This is a genomic window from Tumebacillus lipolyticus, assembly GCF_042682745.1.
Classification (GTDB): domain Bacteria; phylum Bacillota; class Bacilli; order Tumebacillales; family Tumebacillaceae; genus Tumebacillus_A; species Tumebacillus_A lipolyticus.
Genome location: NZ_JBHUIO010000009.1, coordinates 148,096 through 166,574, shown reverse-complemented (window position 1 = coordinate 166,574; position 18,479 = coordinate 148,096). Strand labels below are relative to the sequence as shown.

The following is an 18,479-nucleotide window of genomic DNA, read 5'->3' as shown; positions in this document are numbered from 1 at the left end:
CGTCTGATGAACATCGCGCTGATCGCACATGACCGCAAGAAAGAGACGTTGATCAACTTTGTGATCGCCTATCAGCACATCTTCGCCAAAGCGAGCTTGTTTGCCACCGGCACGACCGGCATGCGCATCCACGAGGCGACCGGACTTCAGGTGCATCGCTTTTTGTCCGGTCCGCTCGGCGGTGATCAGCAGATCGGCGCCATGATCGCCGAGGATCGCATGGATCTGGTGATCTTCTTTCGCGACCCGCTGATGGCGCAACCGCATGAGCCGGACATCTTGGCTTTGCTCAGGCTCTGCGATGTCCACGACATTCCGGTCGCCACCAACATGGGCACTGCTGAGGTGTTGATCAAAGCGCTCGATCGCGGCGATTTTGCGTGGCGAGCGACCAACCGCTAGCGACTGAGCAACGCGAGCGCGAATCTGTTGGGCGCGATGCTTGGTGGACGAACGGATGGTTGCTGATCGTTGCAGGAGTTTGGAAGGGCGGTGACAGGATGGATCGGGCGGAAAAATGCGCTTGGCAAGTGATCGAAACGCTGGAAGCGGCAGGTCATCAAGCCTATCTGGTCGGCGGATGCGTGCGCGATCGACTGCTCGCTCGACAGATCGTCGATTATGACATCACCACATCTGCTCGTCCAGAGGAGGTGCAGAGTCTGTTTGCGCAGACGGTGCCCACCGGGATTCGACATGGGACGATCTCGGTGCTGGTCGGCAGCCTTCAATATGAGGTGACCACGTTTCGAACGGATGGCGAGTACACCGATGGGCGGAGGCCGAGCGAAGTGCAGTTCGTGCGCTCGCTGGTCGAAGATTTGGCGAGGCGCGACTTGACGATCAACGCGATGGCGCTCGGGCGAGATGGCATCTTGCACGATCCGTTTGGCGGGCAGCGCGACTTGGAGCAGCAGCGGATCAGGGCGGTCGGCGATCCGCGCCGCCGATTTGAGGAAGATGCGCTGCGCATCTTGCGGGCGATCCGCTTTGCTGCTCAGCTCCGATTTGAGATTGAAGAGCGGACGCTTCAGGCGATCGCCGAGGAAGCGAGCAGCCTGCAAGCGATCTCTCGCGAGCGCATTCGCGAGGAGTGGCACAAAATGTTGCTCACACATCCAGATCTGGCAATTCGTCTGCTGCTGCAGACAGATACGCTGCGCTACATCTTCTTTCGCCCACCGGCCGATCGTACGCTCTGGCAACGGGCTGCCGACTGGGCAGGGCGAGCTCCGGCTGACCTCGCGCTGCGCACGTTCTTACTCTATTCTGCCATCGGGCTCGATCAGCCGCGCATGGAGAAAAACATGCAAGGTCTCAAGCTGTCGTCCTCGTTGAAGCGCGAGTTGCACGAACAGATCTCCATGCAATCGTCCGGTTCGCCCGCCGCTTGGAGCGATCTTCAGTTCAGACAGCTCTTTTTCGAGTACGGACATCGAGCGGTCTGGCGTCGCTGTCTGATCCACGCGGTCTCACAGGACGCGAATCGCTTGCAGGCGTGGAGCGAACGAGTCGATCATCATCGTCAGCAACAGCCGCTCTGGAATCTCCAAGACCTTGCAGTCACCGGCCAAGACCTGATCCGCGCAGGGATTCCCGCCGGCCCTGCGCTCGGTCGCTGGCTTCAGCGGTTGGCACAGCTCGTCCTGCGCGATCCCGCGAAAAATGAGCGGGAGGTCTTGTTGCATCAATTGCAGCGCTGGCGTGCAGAAGAAACAGGCGATGCCTAAAGTGCAGTGACGACAGCGAGAAGCAGGTCGCACTTGTCGGCTGAGCGCAAGATCGGTCGTTGCGATGGATGCCAAGTTCATCGCAAGCGATCCGACCCTGGTCACGTCATTTCCGCAAAGAACCCGCAGATTCAACTTGCTCTCCCCCCCTCTTCTTCGCTGTGACCTCATTTAATACGATGTGCCGATGATGCGCTCGTGCGCCAGCGGTCTGTTTTCCTCCAAGACGGCACTGTGAAGCTAAAACCGAAAAGAGTTTTGAACCGACCTTTCAACAACTTCTAACAACCTTCCACTTAAGACAACAAAATTATTATTTAAAATCGAGCGGATAGATGATATAAATAGAATGGGGAAATTAGGACTCTTCCATAAGTGTACGAAGGGGGATCATTCCATTCTATGAAGCAATCAACAAATGAAAAAGTTGTCATCTTGGGTGGCGGTGTCGCCGGAATGAGCGCGGCGCACGAACTGATCGAACGCGGATTCGATGTTGTAGTCTTGGAATATAAAAATATCCCAGGTGGGAAAGCGCGCAGCATTCCGGTGCCGAACACAGGTCAGGCGGGTAGAAAAGATTTGCCCGGCGAGCACGGGTTCCGCTTTTTTCCCGGTTTTTATCAGCATGTGACCGATACGATGAAACGCATTCCCTATACAGCTCCGGATGGAGAAGAGAAGACCGTGTTTGACAACCTCATACATGCGGAGCGGATGGGGCTGGCGCGCTATCATTATCCGTTGACCGAGTTTGTCGCCAACTTTCCCAACTCGCTCGACGATGTGACCGATCTGATCAAGTCGATGTTCAAAGCTGATCTCGATCTGTCGGCCGAGGAGATGGAAGTCGCCGCATCGAAGCTTTGGCAGATCGTCACCTCTTGCTATGATCGAAAAGTGCACGAGTATGAGCAGATCCCGTGGTGGGATTTTATTGAAGCGGAAAAGCACTCAGACGCTTATAAAAAGCTGTTTACCGCGCTGACTCGCACCCTGGTGGCGGCGAAAGCGCACGAGGCGAGCACCAAGACGGTCGGCAATGTCGGAGCCGAATTGCTCCTCGACATGATCACGCCGGGCATGCAGAACGATCGGGTCTTAAATGGTCCGACCAACGATGTTTGGATCGATCCGTGGTTGCGCTATCTGCGCGAGCAAGGGGTCGATTATCGTCTCGAAGCGGAGGTGAAGAGCATCTCCTGCGCAGATGGGCGCATCTGCGGCGCGACGATTCTGGAAAATGGCGTCGAGTACGAAGTGACGGGCGACTATTTTATTTCCGCTCTGCCGGTCGAAGTGATGGCGAGCCTGCTCACCGATGAGATGCTGCTGCTCGATCCATCCCTCTACTACCTGAAGCAGCTCGCCCTGTCTGTCGATTGGATGACCGGCATTCAGTTCTTTCTGACCGAGCCGGCACCGATCATCGAGGGACATGTGCTCTACATGGATTCAGAATGGGCGCTGACGTCTGTCTCACAAGCGCAGTTCTGGCCAGACTTCGATCTGTCGCAGTATGGGGATGGCCAAGTGGTCGACATCCTGTCTGTCGATATCTCCGACTGGAATATGCCAGGGCTGAACGGCTTGACGGCGATGGAGTGCGACAAGCTGCAGATCAGAAACGAGGTCTGGGCACAGCTGAAAAAGAGCCTCAACCACGGAGATGAGATACTGTTGCGCGACGATATGATTCAGGAATGGTTTCTCGATCCGAACATCTGCTTTATCAATCCGCGGGATAAGATCAACCTGGAGCCGCTGTTGATCAACAAGGTGGGCACTTGGACACAGCGACCCGATGCGGCGACCGGTATTCCGAACTTCTATCTCGCTTCCGACTATGTTCGCACCAAGACCGACCTCGCGACGATGGAAGGTGCGAACGAAGCGGCGCGGCGCGCTGTCAATGCGATCCTCGCAGATGCGAAATCGAGCGCAGAGCCGTGCAAGCTGTTCAAGATGTATGAGCACAAGCTTTTCGCGCTCTGGCAAAAACATGACCAAGAGCGCTTCGATCAAGGGTTGCCGTGGGACGGCAAGACTGTCCTCAGCATCTTTTAACTTCTGAGTTTGTCAAAAAGAGAGGGATGAGCCGCTATGTTTGCTATCGCCGGCTACCGTGTCCTCGGTCAGATCGCTGAGGGCAACAAATCGGTCATCTATCGCGGCCTCTGCGAATCAACAGGGGAGACCGTCATCATAAAAGCGATGAAAACAGAATACCCCCCTTTGCAGGACGTCTACCGCTGGAAGCGAGAGTTTGAGATCGCCAAAAGTCTCGATTGGGAGGGGATCGTCCGTCCGATCGCACTAGAGCCGAGAGATAACGGCGTGGTGATGATCGTCGAGGATTTTGGCGGAGAGTCGCTCTACCATCATCTGCAAAAAAAGCGGATCGACCTGTTGGAGTTTCTGCAGATTGCGATCTCGCTGGCAGACACGCTCAGCTTTCTTCACCGACAGCAGATCGTCCACAAAGACATCAAGCCGCACAACATCATCGTTTCACCCGAAAAGGGCATTGTGAAATTGACCGATTTTTCGATCGCCTCGATGTTGGTCAGTGAAAAGACGGAGATGATCAATCCGAACTTGCTCGAAGGCACGCTGGCCTACATGTCCCCCGAGCAGACGGGGCGCATGAATCGGGTGACCGACTATCGAACCGACTTTTATTCGCTCGGCGTCACCTTCTATGAGATGCTGGTCGGGCAGGCGCCCTTCCAGGCGCAAGACCCGGTCGAGCTGATCCATGGTCACATCGCCAAACAACCGCAGCCGCCGCATGTTCGCAATCGAGAGATTCCGAAGGTGATCTCCGATCTGATCATGCGCTGTCTGGCCAAAAATGCGGAAGCGCGCTACCAGAGCGCCTACGGGATCAAGGCAGATTTAGAAGCTTGTCTTCGGCACTTGCAGGAAGAGGGCACGATCGGGGAGTTTCCGCTCGGGGAGCACGATCAATCGGAGATCTTTCGGATTCCTGAGAAGTTGTACGGCAGAGAGCAGGACATCTCGCAGATGCACGCGACGTTTCAGCGAGTTGTGCAGGGGGCGAGCGAACTGCTGCTCGTGTCCGGCTTTCCCGGCATCGGGAAGTCGTTCTTCGTGCACGAAGTCCACTCGACAGTCGTTCAAAAGAACGGTTTTTTCATCACTGGGAAATTCGATCAGTATAAGCGACACATCCCCTATCATGCGTTCATTCGCTCGATGAAAGACCTGATCAACCAACTGTTGACCCAGAGCGAAGAGGACATTTTGAATTGGGGAGAAAAGATCTCGCTCGCAGTCGCTCCAAACGGTCAGGTGATCACCGATGTGATTCCCGAGTTGGAGCTGATCATCGGCAAGCAGCCGGACGTGCAAAAGCTACCCAACGAAGAGACGCAAAATCGCTTCCAGCTCACGATGCAGAAGCTGCTTCACGTGTTTTGCCAGCCGGAACACCCTGTCGTGCTCTTTCTTGATGACCTGCAGTGGGCAGACCCTGCTTCGCTCACGCTGATCGAATATTTGATGAGCGATATGGTGACCGGCCACCTGCTGTTCATCGGCGCGTACCGCGACAATGAGGTGGACCAGTCCCATCGGCTGACGCGAATGGTGGGGAGCTTGCGCCAGAAGCGGCGACCGATTTTGCCGATCAGGTTGCAACCGCTCAACCTGTATCAGATGAAAGAATTGCTGGCAGACACGCTCAGCTGCTCCGCAGATCGCGTCGCCTCCCTCGCCCAGCTCCTGTTGCAAAAGACGAACGGCAATCCCTTTTTCACGCATCAATTTCTGCAGGCGCTCCATGCGAAACAGCTGATCCAGTGGGAGGCGGCAGCAGGGCGATGGAATTGGAAGGTGGCGAACATCGCCAACATGGAGATCACCGACAACGTGGTCGAATTCATGGTGCAAAAGATCAGAGGGCTGAACGAAAACACGCAGCTGATGTTGCAGACTGCCGCCTGTATCGGGAACAGCTTCGATCTGCAGATGTTGGCGCTCTCGGTAGGTCAGAGCATCAGCGAGGTGGCAGACGAGCTTTGGCCCGCGCTGCAGGAAGGATTTCTCGTTCCGATCGGAGCTGACTACAAACTGCTGTACAACATCGGGGAAGAGAGTGATCGAGATGATGTGAACGCCTCGTTCAAATTCCTTCACGACAGAGTGCAGCAAGCTGCCTACGCGCTGTTGAGCGAGGAGAATCGCACCCGCGTGCATTTGGAGATCGGCCGCTTGATGCTGTCGCGCACCGGCAATCTGGAGTTTGAAGATCGCCTGTTCGATATGGTCAATCACCTGAATGCTGGCGCGGAGTTGATCGAGTCGGCAGAGGAGACGATGCAGCTCATTCGTCTGAACCTGACCGCTGGACTGCGCGCCAAAGCATCGACCGCCTACGACCCCGCCTTGAAATATCTGACCCAGGCGGTCGAACTGCTGGCCGAGGACGCTTGGGAAGCGCAGTATGACCTGACGATGCAGCTGTATTTGGAGCGCTCCGAAGTCGAGTACCTCTGCGGTAATTTCCGGCTCGCAGAAAAGCTGTTCGACCTGATTCTCGCCAAAGCGAAGACCAAGCTGGAAAAAGTGCGCGTCTACAACATCAAAACGGTCCTGTTGATCAACATCGGGGAGTACGAAGAAGCGATCAAGCTCGGTCTGATGAGCATCCGTCTGCTCGGGATCAAACTGTCAGACGATGCGGGACTTGGCACGTTCGTCTGGGAGACACTGAAGGCGAAGTGGAACTTGCGCAACCGCAAGCTGGAGGAGCTGTTAGAACTTCCGCTCGTCGAGGACCCGTACCACGAAGAGGCGATGTTGCAAATTTTTAACATCGCGGTCGCCTTTTATTTTATCAACCCGCAGCAGTTCTCTCTGCTCAACTTGAAAGTGTTGAACATGACGGCCAAGCGCGGCAATTCGATCGCGTCGAGCATCGCCTTCGGCGGGTATGGGGTCATCTTGGGCACGGTGCTCGGAGATATCGAAACGGGTTATCAATATGGCAGGTTGGCGACACAGGTCAACGACAAATATTTTGCGAACGTCAAGCACAAGAGCGACTTTTCGTTCGCCCTGCTCGCCAAGCATTGGAAAGACCATCTGCGCGAGTGTGCAGATCTGTTCAGGATGACGCATCAGACGTCGATCGACTCGGGAGACTTGATCCAATCTTTCTTCGCTGTCATGCAGATGGTCAACTGCATGATCCTCTGCGGTGAACCGCTTCAGGAGATTGAGCGCGATGCGCGAAACTACCTGGAGTTTGCCAAGCGGGTCAAAGTTCGCGACCACGGCATCAACTATCTGATTTTAAAAGCGCTCGTCCAATGTTTGCTCGGGAAGACAGCCTCGCTGACCGACCTGTCGGATGATGATTTCCAAGAAGAAGAGTACCTTGAGCAATTGAAGTGGGACAAACGATTGCACTTCCTCAACTGGTATTATTTCGTCAAAACGAAGCTCTATTATCTGAATGAACAACCTGACCTGGCTGTGCAGATGGCGAGAGAAGGCGAAGCGATCATCCTCGCCTCGATGTCGCAACCGCACGTGCCGGAACATTATTTTTACTATTCGCTAGCGCTGGCTGCCAACTACCATGCTGTCTCCAAGGAGGAGCAAAAAGCATATTGGAAGCAGCTGAAGAAAAACAGAGACAAGCTGAAGAAATGGGCGAAGTTTGCAGCACAGAACAACGAGCACAAACGCCTGCTGGTCGAAGCGGAGATGGCGAGGCTGGTCGGGAACGAGTACAGAGCGATGCAGCTCTATGACCGGGCGATCGAATCGGCGCATGAGCACAGCTTCCCGAACAACGCGGCGCTCGCCAATGAGTGTGCGGCGAAGTTCTATCTCAAACTGGCTAAGCACAAAGTTGCCAAAACGTACATGGCAGAAGCGGTCTATGGCTATCTCCGCTGGGGGGCGGTCGCCAAGGTCAGGCAGTTGGAACAGACCTATCCCTATCTGTTGGCAACGCGCTTAGAGAGCGAAGCAAGCCTTGAACTGGCGGCGACAGGAACGGGCATCAGCACGACCGGAGCGAGTTCTGGCGAGAAGATCGACCTGCTCACCGTCATGAAGGCGGCGCGTGCGATCTCCGGTGAGATCGTGCTGGACAAACTGCTGGCGACGATGATCCACATCGCCGTCGAAAATGCGGGCGCAGAGAAGGGCGTGCTCCTGATCGAGCAAGCGGGGGATCTGCTGATCGAGGCGGAGAAGACGACGGTCGACGATCAGGTGTGTGTCCTGCAAGCGATTCCCTATCGGAACAGCCTGAGTGTGGCGCCGACGGTGATCCAATATGTGCGGCGAATGCGCGAGGCTGTCGTGCTGCACGACGCGGCGTCCGCAGGAATCTTCGCCAAAGATCCGTACATTTTGCAGAAAAAGCCGAAATCGGTGCTCTGCCTGCCGATCCTGAATCAAGGCAAGCTCGTCGGCGCTCTCTACTTGGAAAACAACCTGACCACGCATGCGTTTACCGAAGCGCGGCTGGAAATGATGAGCTTGCTGTCCTCGCAGATCGCCGTCTCGATCGACAATGCGAAGCTGTACAACCAACAGGTGGAGCTGAATCGGGCTTATGGCCGCTTCGTGCCTCACCAATTCCTGCGCTTCTTGGAGAAGAAAAGCATCATCGATGTGCGGTTGGGCGATCATGTGCAGACGGAGATGTCGGTGCTGTTTTCTGACATTCGCTCGTTTACCACCTTGTCGGAGCGGATGTCGCCAGAAGAGAACTTCCAGTTTCTCAACGAGTTTTTAAGCCGGATGGAGCCTGCGATCACCGACAACCGCGGTTTTGTCGACAAATATATTGGCGACTCGATCATGTCTTTGTTCGATCAGGGGGCGGATGATGCGGTGCAGGCAGCGCTGTCCATGCTGGGGCGGCTTCGTCTGCTCAACGAGGAGCGCTCCAAAAATGGGCAAGAGCAGATCAGGCTCGGCATCGGCATCAACAGTGGCAAGCTGATGCTGGGCACGCTTGGCGGCGACAATCGGATGGATTCGACCGTCATCTCCGATGCGGTCAACCTCGCATCGCGTGTAGAAGGGCTGACCAAGCGATATCGGGTGCAGTTGTTGATCAGCGAGCAGACGCTGTCACGCTTGCAAGATTCCGGTCGATATTCGATCCGGATCATCGACCGGGTCAAGGTGAAAGGAAAGTCGGTCGCGGTCTCCGTCTATGAAGTGTTCGATGCGGACCTGCCAGAAGTGCGAGCGGGAAAACTGCGCACGAAGGAGCTGTTTGAGCAAGGGTACCGTCATTACCAAGAGCAGGACTTCGTCTCGGCCAAGGCGTGTTTCGAAGCTTGCCTGCAAGAGAATCCCCTCGACGAATGCGCACAGGTGTATGTCGATCGATGCCTGCATTGTTTGCAGTATGGATATGACGAATATTGGACCAACGAGGGAGCGAAAACATGACCAGCGCCGCAAAAAGCATGTTCGTTTTTGGAATCTACCTGTTGTGCATCAGCTTGAGTTGTCTGATCGCTCCAAACACGGTGATCGAGCTGATCGGAATCGGAGAGCCGGGGGATGCGTCAGTCTTCATCCGCTTCTCTGGCATGATGGCCTTTTTCCTGGCGGTCTACTATTTTCTGGCGGCCCGCAAAGAGCAGCGGGATTTCATGTGGTGGTCGGTGTTCACCCGCCCGCTCATCTTTGCCTTCTGCGTCCTGTTTGTGCTGACCGACTCCTTTCCGACGATCGCGATCTTCGTGGGACTCTTCGATTCGCTGGCTGCGCTCTGGACCTATCTCGCACTTCGCTCGATGGCGACGGAGGGCTAGCGCATGGAATGGCTGGTCGGTCATCTGATCGGGGATTACCTTCTGCAAAACGACTGGATGGTGCATCACAAAAAGGAAAAGACGCTCAAAGGGGAGCTGGCCTGCAACTTGCACTGCGCGATCTGGACGTTCTGCGTGTTGCTCTGCACCGGCTGGTGGGACTGGACGCATGCGATTCTGGTGTTCGGGTCGCATTATCTGCTCGATCGCACCGGGTTTGTGTACTGGTATGTGAACAGGATCAACCTGGAGCGCCCTGCCGCTTGGCTGTACATTGTGGTTGACAATGTGATGCACCTGCTGGCGCTCTTCCTGATCGACAAGTATGTCTGATCGTTCGATTTAAATGAATCATCAAGAGATTTTTAAGTGTAACTTTTCAGGTTGATCCTCTCTGTGGTAGACTAGAGAGGGGGAGCGATCCCCGCAGACGTGAAAAATAAGGTGTGATCGAGCGTGCAAGAGCTACTTCCAAAGGTGCGGGAAGAATTAAATTCCGAAACGATGCTGAAGATCATCTTCGACTACATCGCGAAGATTACGGCAGAAAAGCGTCTTGACCATATCTTGATGCTGATGGCCGACATGGGGCGTGAGATGATCCTTGCCGATCGCTGCACCCTGTGGCTCTTGGACGAAGAGCGAAAGGAACTGCGGACATCGGTGGCGCACGATGTGAGCCCGATCTGCATTCCGATCGACTCGGGGATCGTCGGACACACGATTCGGACCGGCCAGCCGATCATCATCGATGACGCCTATCAGGACGCGCGGTTCAATCAGGAGGTCGATCTGCAGACAGGTTACCGCACGCGGTCGCTGTTGGTGATCCCGATTCGGGACAACGAGGGCAACGTGATCGGAGCGTATCAGGCGATCAACAAGATGACGGCCGCAGGAAAGTTTACGCAAAAAGATCTGGAACACTTGACGCTCGCCGCGTACTATTCTGGCAAATCGCTGGAGTCTGCCTGGCTCGCTCACGAGATCGAAGAAACGCAAAAGGAAATCATCTTCGTCATGGGTGAAGTGGGGGAGACGAGGTCGAAGGAGACGGGGAATCATGTCAAGCGAGTGGCCGAGTATTCCTATCTGCTCGCTCGTCGCTACGGACTGACTGACGAAGAGGCCGAGCTGATCAAAACGGCATCCCCGATGCACGATATCGGCAAGGTGGCGATCCCCGACTCGATTTTGAACAAGCCGGGCAAGCTGACCGCCGAAGAATATGAACAGATGAAAACGCACACGATCATCGGCTACAACCTGCTGAACAACTCGAAGCGGCGGATCTTGAAAGCGGCTGCGATCATCGCGGTCGAACATCATGAAAAATGGAACGGAACGGGATATCCGCACGGTTTGCGAGGTGAGCAGATCCATCTCTACGGTCGCATCACGGCGATCGCAGACGTGTTCGATGCGCTCGCCAGCGATCGCCCTTATAAAAAGGCGTGGGAGATCGAACAGATTGTTCAACTGTTCCAGCAGGAGCGCGGCGAGCATTTTGATCCACAGCTCGTCGACCTCTTTCTCGAAAGACTCGATGAGATTTTGGACGTGCGTGAGAAATATACGGATCGCTTCGATTGAAAAAGAGCGACCTGATCGGGAGGGCGAACGCTGACCAGATCGGGTCGCTCTGCTGTTTTCTTGCTCACATGCGGCATGTTATCGAGCGATGCAAGAAATATTGACCATGAAGAAGAGGAGCCCACCAGCATCTGCTGGGAAAGCTCCTCTTCCTCTTGTGAGATAAAATGGGTTGCCGAAGCAACAATTTAATTATACGATAGAGTAACATTTTTGTAAACAGATGAGTAACAATTGAAGCCGTTTATCGGACTGAAGTTTAGCACCTGCTGTGAGAGCGCTAAAATGTCGATGTGTGGCGCGGCTTGTCAGGAGGAACAAACCGATTTTTTGATGGAAAACTATCGAACAGGTGGAAATGATCACCTTCTATTATATTTGACAAAGTAAAATTATTATAATATTATAAAATTATGTCGTGGGGATTTTTCTCACTACATCTACTACAAACATTCGGAGGTGCCAACAAATGAAAACGATCAAAAAGGTAAACCTGTCCAAGAATGCAAAAGTGGTGGATATGAAAGGGAAGATTCACCCATTCATTCGTGACAGCGGTAACTGCTAAGTTAGTGCCAAGATCGAAAGGCACCCATCACGGGTGCCTTTGTCATATTTACGAGAAAGGGTGAGCACAAAAGTGGATCATACACTGATGCGAAAGCGATACGAGGAGTTGCTCGCGCTCACGGTGGAATCGGAAGGCTGGTTGGAGTCGCGACCCGGCTCAGACTTGTGGGTAGACGGTCTTAACGTGTTCTTGAATGTGGAACCGGACGAGTTTGAAGCGGGTTTTGCAAGGTTCTTGTCCGATTACCCTTGCGAGATGGACTTGTTGATCGAGACTTTAGAAGCACTGCAGCGCTATTGCCTCGATGCTGCTAAAGAAGGGGAGTTTGAGCTGTATCAAGCGCTGTCTGTCGGCATGACTTACTTGACATTGCATCCTGAAGTGAATGGAGAGTTTTTCAACATTCCGGTGCAAGTGACCAATCACTCGCTGGCACTGCTGCTTTCTCCGACCTATCGCGCCGTTTGGGTACACAGTTACAATGCTGGCTTGGAGTTGGTCATCGACCTAAAGGCAGATCGACCGACGATCTTCCGCCCCGAACATGGACGCATCTATCAGATGGGCAGGTGGCACCAAGCGGGTGAAGTGATTCGCTTTCCGTTCGTCCATTATTTCCACGAGATGTCACACGTGCTGCTCTTTTCCGACCTGTATGCGAGAGTGATTGGAACGCCAGATGAAGACCGCAGTGCATTTGTGAATATGGAGGCTGCGATCACCTGTTTAGAAAATGTGGTGCTCGGGGAATTGATGGCGGTGCAGGAGGACTTGAACCTGATCGATGACGGTTTCGGAACGGTAGCGGTGTTTCAGGAGGCGGCCGACTTTCGGATGAGCGTGTTTCGCGGTGATGTGGAGGGAGTGACTCCGCAATCGCTCGCCCTGTATCTGAAGCGCAACATTCAATTTGGGGAAGACGACTTCTTGATCCCAGAGAATCGGATCAAACAGGCGATTCTGTCCGCCCATCAGCTGTCAGATCGGGAGGTGGAATTGATCGCCCCGCACTATGCAGATCTGATCAACAATCAGCACGGACACGCCGGCTGGGGGAAAGAAGCGTGTGAGCGCAATCGCCTGCCCGCGTTTCGCGAAGTTGCTGAATTGTTGCCCGTTGAGACGTTCGCTTTGGCAAAGCTGGAAGAGTCGCTTCACTCGGACAGTTGGTCGACATCGTCGCAGCTCTTTTCCTGTGAAAAGCTACCGGAGCCAAACCGGGAGCTTCGTGAACAGAACAAACGAAGGTGGCGTTTTCGAGAGCTGCTTTTTCGAATCGCAGAGACTCGTGGTTTTTTGCAGCAGGGCTTGCCAAGTCAGAACTGCTCTGCGCAGACCGAGCTGTTGGAGATCGCAGAAGAGATTGCTGATGTGTTGAACAACAACCGCTGGATGGAGCCTGCACTGTATGAGAACATGTTGCGGGACGTCAAGCACTGTCTGTCTGACGAAGCGGTGGGAGACATGATGATACGGGAGCGGGTGGTAGCCATTTTTGAGCAACCATTTTCTTATCTGCTTGAGCCGAGATAGCGATGTGAACAGAAAGAGAGTCGGTCTCCCCGCGAGACTGGCTCTCTTTCTCGGCACAATCGAAATCGGCGAACATCTTCAAAATGCAGAGCTACAGAAGAGCTGGATCGACGCCTGGCCGCTCGAAACGGTGGGGCGTTTTCGTGATTTCTACTATTCGTAGATGAATATAGATTAATAGGATGCAAAAAGACCTCGTTCTCATGATCGAGGTCTTTTTGCTGCCCAAATCTCTCCAAAAGCTTGCCGATTGATATGAGAAGTATCGCCGACATCTTGCCGCAGCGCTCGCTCTGTCCCCCGAGACTGGCAGAAATTTTGCCGCCCAAACGATTTCTAACACACTCGCAGATAAAGTAAGAAAACAAAGGATACGAGCAGGTTGAAAAATGCCTTGTTCCCCTACGGACTTAAGCTGAGTGGAATTGACGGAAAATGCAATATATAATGAATGAATATATTTGAACGTCTGGGAGGCACCGATTTGAAGATCCTATCGTTTTCTGACTTGCATGTGGACTATAACAGCGCTGAGCTAAAAAGGGATTTGACAGGAGAGATCGCCGATTGCATCAAGCGAATCGCTCCAGATCGAGTGATTGTGGCGGGGGATATGGCAGGAGGGGCGGAGCGATGCATTCGATATATTGAGGAGATCCAAGAGCGATCTGGCGTTCCGCTGTCCTATGTGCCGGGAAATCATTCGATCTGGGCGGCGAGCAAGGATGGCGATTCGTGGCAGCAGTACGAGCGGTTGCGAGCGCATCCATCCTCGCTGATCGACAAGCCGCTGGCGTTGACAGATGAGTGGGTGCTGGTTGGCGATATGGGCTGGTACGACTATTCGTTCGGTCTGACGCAGAAGACGCGGGCGGAGATCGTCAAGGACAAGAGCATGATTTGGAAGGACAGCGTCATGGCGCGATGGGGCATGGAGGATGAAGAGTTGACCGACAGGATGCTGGACAAGCTGCGCAAGCAGTTCGAACAGTTGCGAGGGAAGCGAATCGTGTTTGCAAACCATTTTATTCCCTATGTCGACTATGCACCGCTCTCACAGCGACCTGAACATCCGATGGGCAAAGTGTGGAACATGATCAGACCTTTTATGGGGTCGACAAAGCTTGGCGAACAGCTCGATCAATATGAGAACATCGAATATGTGATCTTTGGGCACAAGCATTGGCGACACGGTGTAGAAGAGCGAAACGGCAAGCAGATCGTCTGCAATCCGCTCGGATATGTGAAGGAGTGGGTGACAGACGATTTTGCAACGGAGATTCGAAGCGCAGCAACTTTGATCGAACTATGAGGACAAGCAAATCGCGGCCGTGTCGCCTTGAAAAAGACGACTCTGCCGCGATTTCCTGTTCTGCTCCGCAAGAGGAAGCTTTTTCGTGATTAGTTATCGATATTTTCGATTAATACTTATCAAAATAGAATATCTGCTGGTAGCAGTTCGGCGATAGAATAGGGACAGGAGGTGTGTGAGCGATGAAACATGAAGATGAGGCAAAGGCGGCTGTGCAAAGCCAATTTGGGAAGAATGCGGCCAACTATGTGGCGAGCGAATCACACGCAAAAGGGGACGATCTGGAGCTGTTGATTCAATGGCTTCAACCAAAGGCGAGCGACAGAGCACTCGACATCGCGACAGGTGGCGGACATGTGAGCAAAGCGCTATCCCCGCATGTGCAACAGGTGGTGGCAACCGATTTGACCGCGGAGATGCTCCGAGCTGCTTCTGCGCATCTGCGAGCAGCCGGGTGTGAGAATGTGCTGTTCGTGCGCGGAGATGCGGAACGGCTGCCCTTTTTGGAAGGCGCGTTCGATCTGGTCACCTGCCGGATCGCACCGCATCACTTCCCCAATCCGCAGGCGTTCGTCGAAGAGGCAGCCAGAGTGCTTGTGCCAGGCGGCCAGCTTTTGATGATCGACAATGTCGTGCCAACAGATGCAAAGCTTAGCGCCTGGCGGAATCGGATTGAAAAACTGCGCGACCCAAGCCATGTGCGCTGCTTGAGCATCGAGGAATGGCAGGCGCTGTTCCAGCAGGCAGGTTTTGTCGAGGTGCGCAGTCGAGTGCGGCGCAAGTCGTTTTCTTTCCTGCCTTGGATGGAGCGGATGTCCTGTACAGACGAGCAGATGCGGGAGACGGAAGCGTTTATCTTGGCGGGGGATGCAGCTTGGCAAGATCAGTTTCGTGTGGTGGCGGAAGGCGGGCGCGTCAAATCGCTGGAAATCGAAGAGTGGATGGTGCTGCTGAAAAAATGACGCGAAAGTGTCAAATTTGATCGCGGTTAAGCCCCTACTCCAAACGGGAATTAACATATACTGGAGGTGTAGAGACAGGTCGTAGAGGAGGAAGGGAAGATGTCAAAAGACGGAGCGAAATTTGTACCAGCTGAAGTGCGTGAACATTCTGAGGAATCTCGTTATTCGGAAATGCAATATAGCAGTTGGCTCGACGAGGCGTTCGACGATTTTCAGAAAAATGGCGGTCTGGACAACAACAAATACAAAGGCAAGCCGTTGGTGATCGAGCAGACGAACCAAGGGGAGAACGGCGTGATGAATTCGATCTTAAAGAACGCCAAAGTCCTGCCACCGTGGTTGGAACTTCAACACAAAATTCGCGACGAGATCAAACAGCTTCTTGACCAAATCGACAGTGGCAAGACGATCGACCTAGAAACGGCAGTTCTGCCGATCAATGAAAAGATCAAAAAGTATAACCTGATGTGCCCGTTTATCATGCAGAAGACCAGACTGTTTCCCGACCTGATTCGCAGGCAGTACGAGAGATGGCTTTAATGGTGTGATCGACGCTTGGAGGACAACCTGTTCTCCAAGCGTTTTTCATCTGGTGACATTGTAAGGATCTGAGTCGTTCAACCATTTACTAAAAGAAAGCAACAGATTAATAGCTCTGTAAAGTTTTTTCTTTTACCATCACATAATTAGGTAGATATACATTTTGAAATGGTATAAAATAAGGATGAAATAGATTTATGTCGCTTTTTGTCATTAAAAAGGGGGCACAATGGCACACGAGAGGGGATATGAAAACGGACTTGAGCACCTTGCCGATCTGTTGCAATGGCTGGATCTAAAGATCGGTCAGCTGTTGGATCAGCAACAGGCGGCCGCTGCACCTGCAGAAGATCTGATGGACCCATTTAAAGGGCTCGTCGTGTCCGAACAGGAAGTGTATCGGTTGCTTGAGGAGCCTGTTTTTACATATCAAGATGAGGAGCGGGATGATGACGCGCTGATCGCGCTGTACAGTCTGGAGCGCCAGATCGCATCCCGTGTCGAACAAAGTATGGCAGATGGTGTCTTTTTACCATTCTCCTATTTGGCAGACCTGTTTGAACTGACTCCGATCGATCAGCAGTGCTTGCTGATCTGCCTCGCTGTCGAGGTGCATCGCAAGTATGAAAAGCTTTACGCCTATCTGCAGGACGATGTGACCTGCAAGAGCCCGACGGTCGACCTTGCGCTCAAGCTGTTGACCTCCACCCCGCATGAGATGATGCAACTCATCGAACGCCTCTCACCGAGCGGAACGCTATCCACCTACTTTTTTCTCGCAGAAGAGGAAGGCTCTCCTTCGACACTGTTGGCCAAAAAGATGCGCCTCGACCCTCGCATCAGTCGCTTTTTGCTCCATCTTGGAGATCGTGACGATGAGCTGGGGAGCTGTGTGGAGCGCTTCGAACCAGAAGTGGAGTTACAGCCGCTGGTCTGGGAGTCGGAGGTGCAGGAGCAGTTGCGGCGATTTGTCGACACGAGCTTGGCGGAGCAGCAGCAGCTTTTCCTGATCACCGGCAACCCTGGCTCGGGCAAAAAGCTGCAAGTTCGCCATCTGTGTCAGCACCTGCGAAAACGGTGGTTGCTGGTCAACCTGCGCCAAGTGTTGCAGGAAGGGCGATCGCTGCCAGACGTGCTGTTGCGCGCCGTGCGAGAAGCGAAGATTCAGCGTGCAGCGCTCGGCTTTTCGGGTGTCCACCTGTTGCTGGAAGGGGAGGACTCCGCTGTTCGCAAGCACATCTTCTGGCTTCGGGAGGCGCTAGAGCGCTTTCGTGGGATCTCCTTTTTGCTTTCGGAGCGACCGTGGAAAGCACCGGAGCTGCGCCAAAATCGCATCTTTATCGAAATCGCCCTGCAAGTTCCGCACGATCTTGTGCGCAGACAGGTCTGGGAGCGGCTGAGCAACGCTTATCAGGTGGCCGAAGATCTCGACTGGTGGGCGGTGGCGGGCAAGTTCCGCTTTACGATCGGCCAGATCGAGCATGCGATGGCAGCAGCGAAGAGCAATGCGCACTGGCAGACGGATGTGGCGGCGCCGATCGATCTCACCGCACTGCACCGAGCTTGCTACGCCCAGGTGCAACACAATCTGGAAAAGAAGGCGGTGCGCATCACCCCGCGCTATACGTTCGATCAGCTGATCCTGCCAAACGAGCAAAAGGACAACTTGAGAAACGCGTGCAATCAGATGAAATATCGATCGGTCGTCTTTGGCGAGTGGGGCTTTGACCGCAAGCTGTCCTACGGGAAAGGTTTGTCGATGCTGTTCGCCGGCCCTCCCGGCACGGGGAAGACGATGTCGGCCGAAGTGATCGCCAAAGAGCTCAATCTGGAAATCTATAAGATCGATCTGTCGCAGGTGATCTCCAAATATATCGGAGAGACCGAAAAGAACTTGCAGGAGATCTTTTCGGAAGCGCAGCTTTCCAGCGCGATCCTGTTTTTCGATGAGGCGGACGCCCTGTTTGGCAAGCGATCCGAAGTGAAAGATTCCCATGATAAATATGCGAACGTCGAGACCGCCTATCTGCTGCAGAAGATGGAAGAGTATGAGGGCATCACGATTCTCGCTTCCAACTTTCAGCAGAACATGGATGAAGCGTTTATGCGACGGATCAATTATGTGATCAAGTTTCCATTTCCTGATGCTGACTATCGGGAGCTGATCTGGCGAGGCATGTTTCCGCAGGAGACGCCGCTGGCAGACGATCTCGATTTCAGATATCTCGCCGACAAATTCCAATTTGCTGGCGGCAATATTAAAAATATCGTGATGTCGGCCGCCTTTTTGGCGGTCGAAGCTGGAAGTCCGGTTGGAATGATGCAGATCATTCGGGCGATCAAGCACGAACTTGGCAAGACGGGCAAACTGCTGCTCAAGCAGGAGCTCGACGAGTTCCAAGACTATTTAGGCGGATAGGA

At 53.7% G+C, this 18,479-nt stretch carries 12 protein-coding genes; all 12 read left to right on the top strand.

Features of this window, described 5'->3' with window-relative positions; translation table 11 throughout:
* Positions 1 to 6: 6 nt before the first annotated feature.
* Positions 7 to 402 carry a methylglyoxal synthase gene (gene mgsA / locus ACFSOY_RS14685; protein ID WP_386047836.1) on the top strand — a complete coding sequence of 132 codons (396 nt, stop codon included), beginning with the start codon at positions 7 to 9 and terminating at the stop codon, positions 400 to 402.
* Positions 381 to 1,730, top strand: coding sequence for a CCA tRNA nucleotidyltransferase (locus ACFSOY_RS14680; RefSeq protein ID WP_386047834.1), 1,350 nt, complete (start codon positions 381 to 383; stop codon positions 1,728 to 1,730). Before mgsA ends, ACFSOY_RS14680 begins: the two co-directional genes overlap by 22 nt.
* A gap of 402 nt (positions 1,731 to 2,132) precedes the next feature.
* Entirely contained in the window at positions 2,133 to 3,797 is a 1,665-nt protein-coding gene (locus ACFSOY_RS14675; RefSeq protein ID WP_386047833.1) for a hydroxysqualene dehydroxylase, read from the top strand.
* A gap of 36 nt (positions 3,798 to 3,833) precedes the next feature.
* Positions 3,834 to 9,179, top strand: coding sequence for a protein kinase domain-containing protein (locus ACFSOY_RS14670; RefSeq protein ID WP_386047831.1), 5,346 nt, complete (start codon positions 3,834 to 3,836; stop codon positions 9,177 to 9,179).
* Positions 9,176 to 9,547, top strand: coding sequence for a hypothetical protein (locus tag ACFSOY_RS14665; protein ID WP_386047829.1), 372 nt, complete (start codon positions 9,176 to 9,178; stop codon positions 9,545 to 9,547). The genes ACFSOY_RS14670 and ACFSOY_RS14665 overlap by 4 nt, the downstream gene beginning before the upstream one ends.
* Positions 9,548 to 9,550: 3 nt before the next feature.
* On the top strand, positions 9,551 to 9,880 hold the full coding sequence (locus tag ACFSOY_RS14660) for a DUF3307 domain-containing protein (RefSeq protein ID WP_386047827.1): 330 nt from the start codon (positions 9,551 to 9,553) through the stop codon (positions 9,878 to 9,880).
* Between the two features lie 123 nt (positions 9,881 to 10,003).
* On the top strand, positions 10,004 to 11,140 hold the full coding sequence (locus tag ACFSOY_RS14655; protein WP_386047825.1) for an HD-GYP domain-containing protein: 1,137 nt from the start codon (positions 10,004 to 10,006) through the stop codon (positions 11,138 to 11,140).
* A gap of 655 nt (positions 11,141 to 11,795) precedes the next feature.
* Entirely contained in the window at positions 11,796 to 13,244 is a 1,449-nt protein-coding gene (locus ACFSOY_RS14650) for a hypothetical protein (RefSeq protein ID WP_386047823.1), read from the top strand.
* 484 nt (positions 13,245 to 13,728) lie between these two features.
* On the top strand, positions 13,729 to 14,556 hold the full coding sequence (locus ACFSOY_RS14645; protein WP_386047821.1) for a metallophosphoesterase family protein: 828 nt from the start codon (positions 13,729 to 13,731) through the stop codon (positions 14,554 to 14,556).
* A 182-nt stretch (positions 14,557 to 14,738) separates the two neighbouring features.
* Positions 14,739 to 15,518 carry a class I SAM-dependent methyltransferase gene (locus ACFSOY_RS14640; protein ID WP_386047820.1) on the top strand — a complete coding sequence of 260 codons (780 nt, stop codon included), beginning with the start codon at positions 14,739 to 14,741 and terminating at the stop codon, positions 15,516 to 15,518.
* 99 nt (positions 15,519 to 15,617) lie between these two features.
* A complete protein-coding gene (locus tag ACFSOY_RS14635; protein ID WP_386047818.1) occupies positions 15,618 to 16,058 on the top strand; it encodes a DnaJ family domain-containing protein in 441 nt (146 codons plus the stop codon).
* Between the two features lie 229 nt (positions 16,059 to 16,287).
* Entirely contained in the window at positions 16,288 to 18,477 is a 2,190-nt protein-coding gene (locus ACFSOY_RS14630) for an AAA family ATPase (protein WP_386047816.1), read from the top strand.
* Positions 18,478 to 18,479 lie beyond the last annotated feature (2 nt).

What these genes read in the sequence shown, in the direction of transcription:
- mgsA (WP_386047836.1), top strand. Translation starts at nt 7, where the DNA reads ATGAACATCGCGCTGATCGCACATGACCGCAAGAAAGAGACGTTGATC.
- ACFSOY_RS14675 (WP_386047833.1), top strand. Translation starts at nt 2,133, where the DNA reads ATGAAGCAATCAACAAATGAAAAAGTTGTCATCTTGGGTGGCGGTGTC.
- ACFSOY_RS14670 (WP_386047831.1), top strand. Translation starts at nt 3,834, where the DNA reads ATGTTTGCTATCGCCGGCTACCGTGTCCTCGGTCAGATCGCTGAGGGC.
- ACFSOY_RS14665 (WP_386047829.1), top strand. Translation starts at nt 9,176, where the DNA reads ATGACCAGCGCCGCAAAAAGCATGTTCGTTTTTGGAATCTACCTGTTG.
- ACFSOY_RS14660 (WP_386047827.1), top strand. Translation starts at nt 9,551, where the DNA reads ATGGAATGGCTGGTCGGTCATCTGATCGGGGATTACCTTCTGCAAAAC.
- ACFSOY_RS14650 (WP_386047823.1), top strand. Translation starts at nt 11,796, where the DNA reads ATGCGAAAGCGATACGAGGAGTTGCTCGCGCTCACGGTGGAATCGGAA.
- ACFSOY_RS14640 (WP_386047820.1), top strand. Translation starts at nt 14,739, where the DNA reads ATGAAACATGAAGATGAGGCAAAGGCGGCTGTGCAAAGCCAATTTGGG.
- ACFSOY_RS14635 (WP_386047818.1), top strand. Translation starts at nt 15,618, where the DNA reads ATGTCAAAAGACGGAGCGAAATTTGTACCAGCTGAAGTGCGTGAACAT.
- ACFSOY_RS14630 (WP_386047816.1), top strand. Translation starts at nt 16,288, where the DNA reads ATGGCACACGAGAGGGGATATGAAAACGGACTTGAGCACCTTGCCGAT.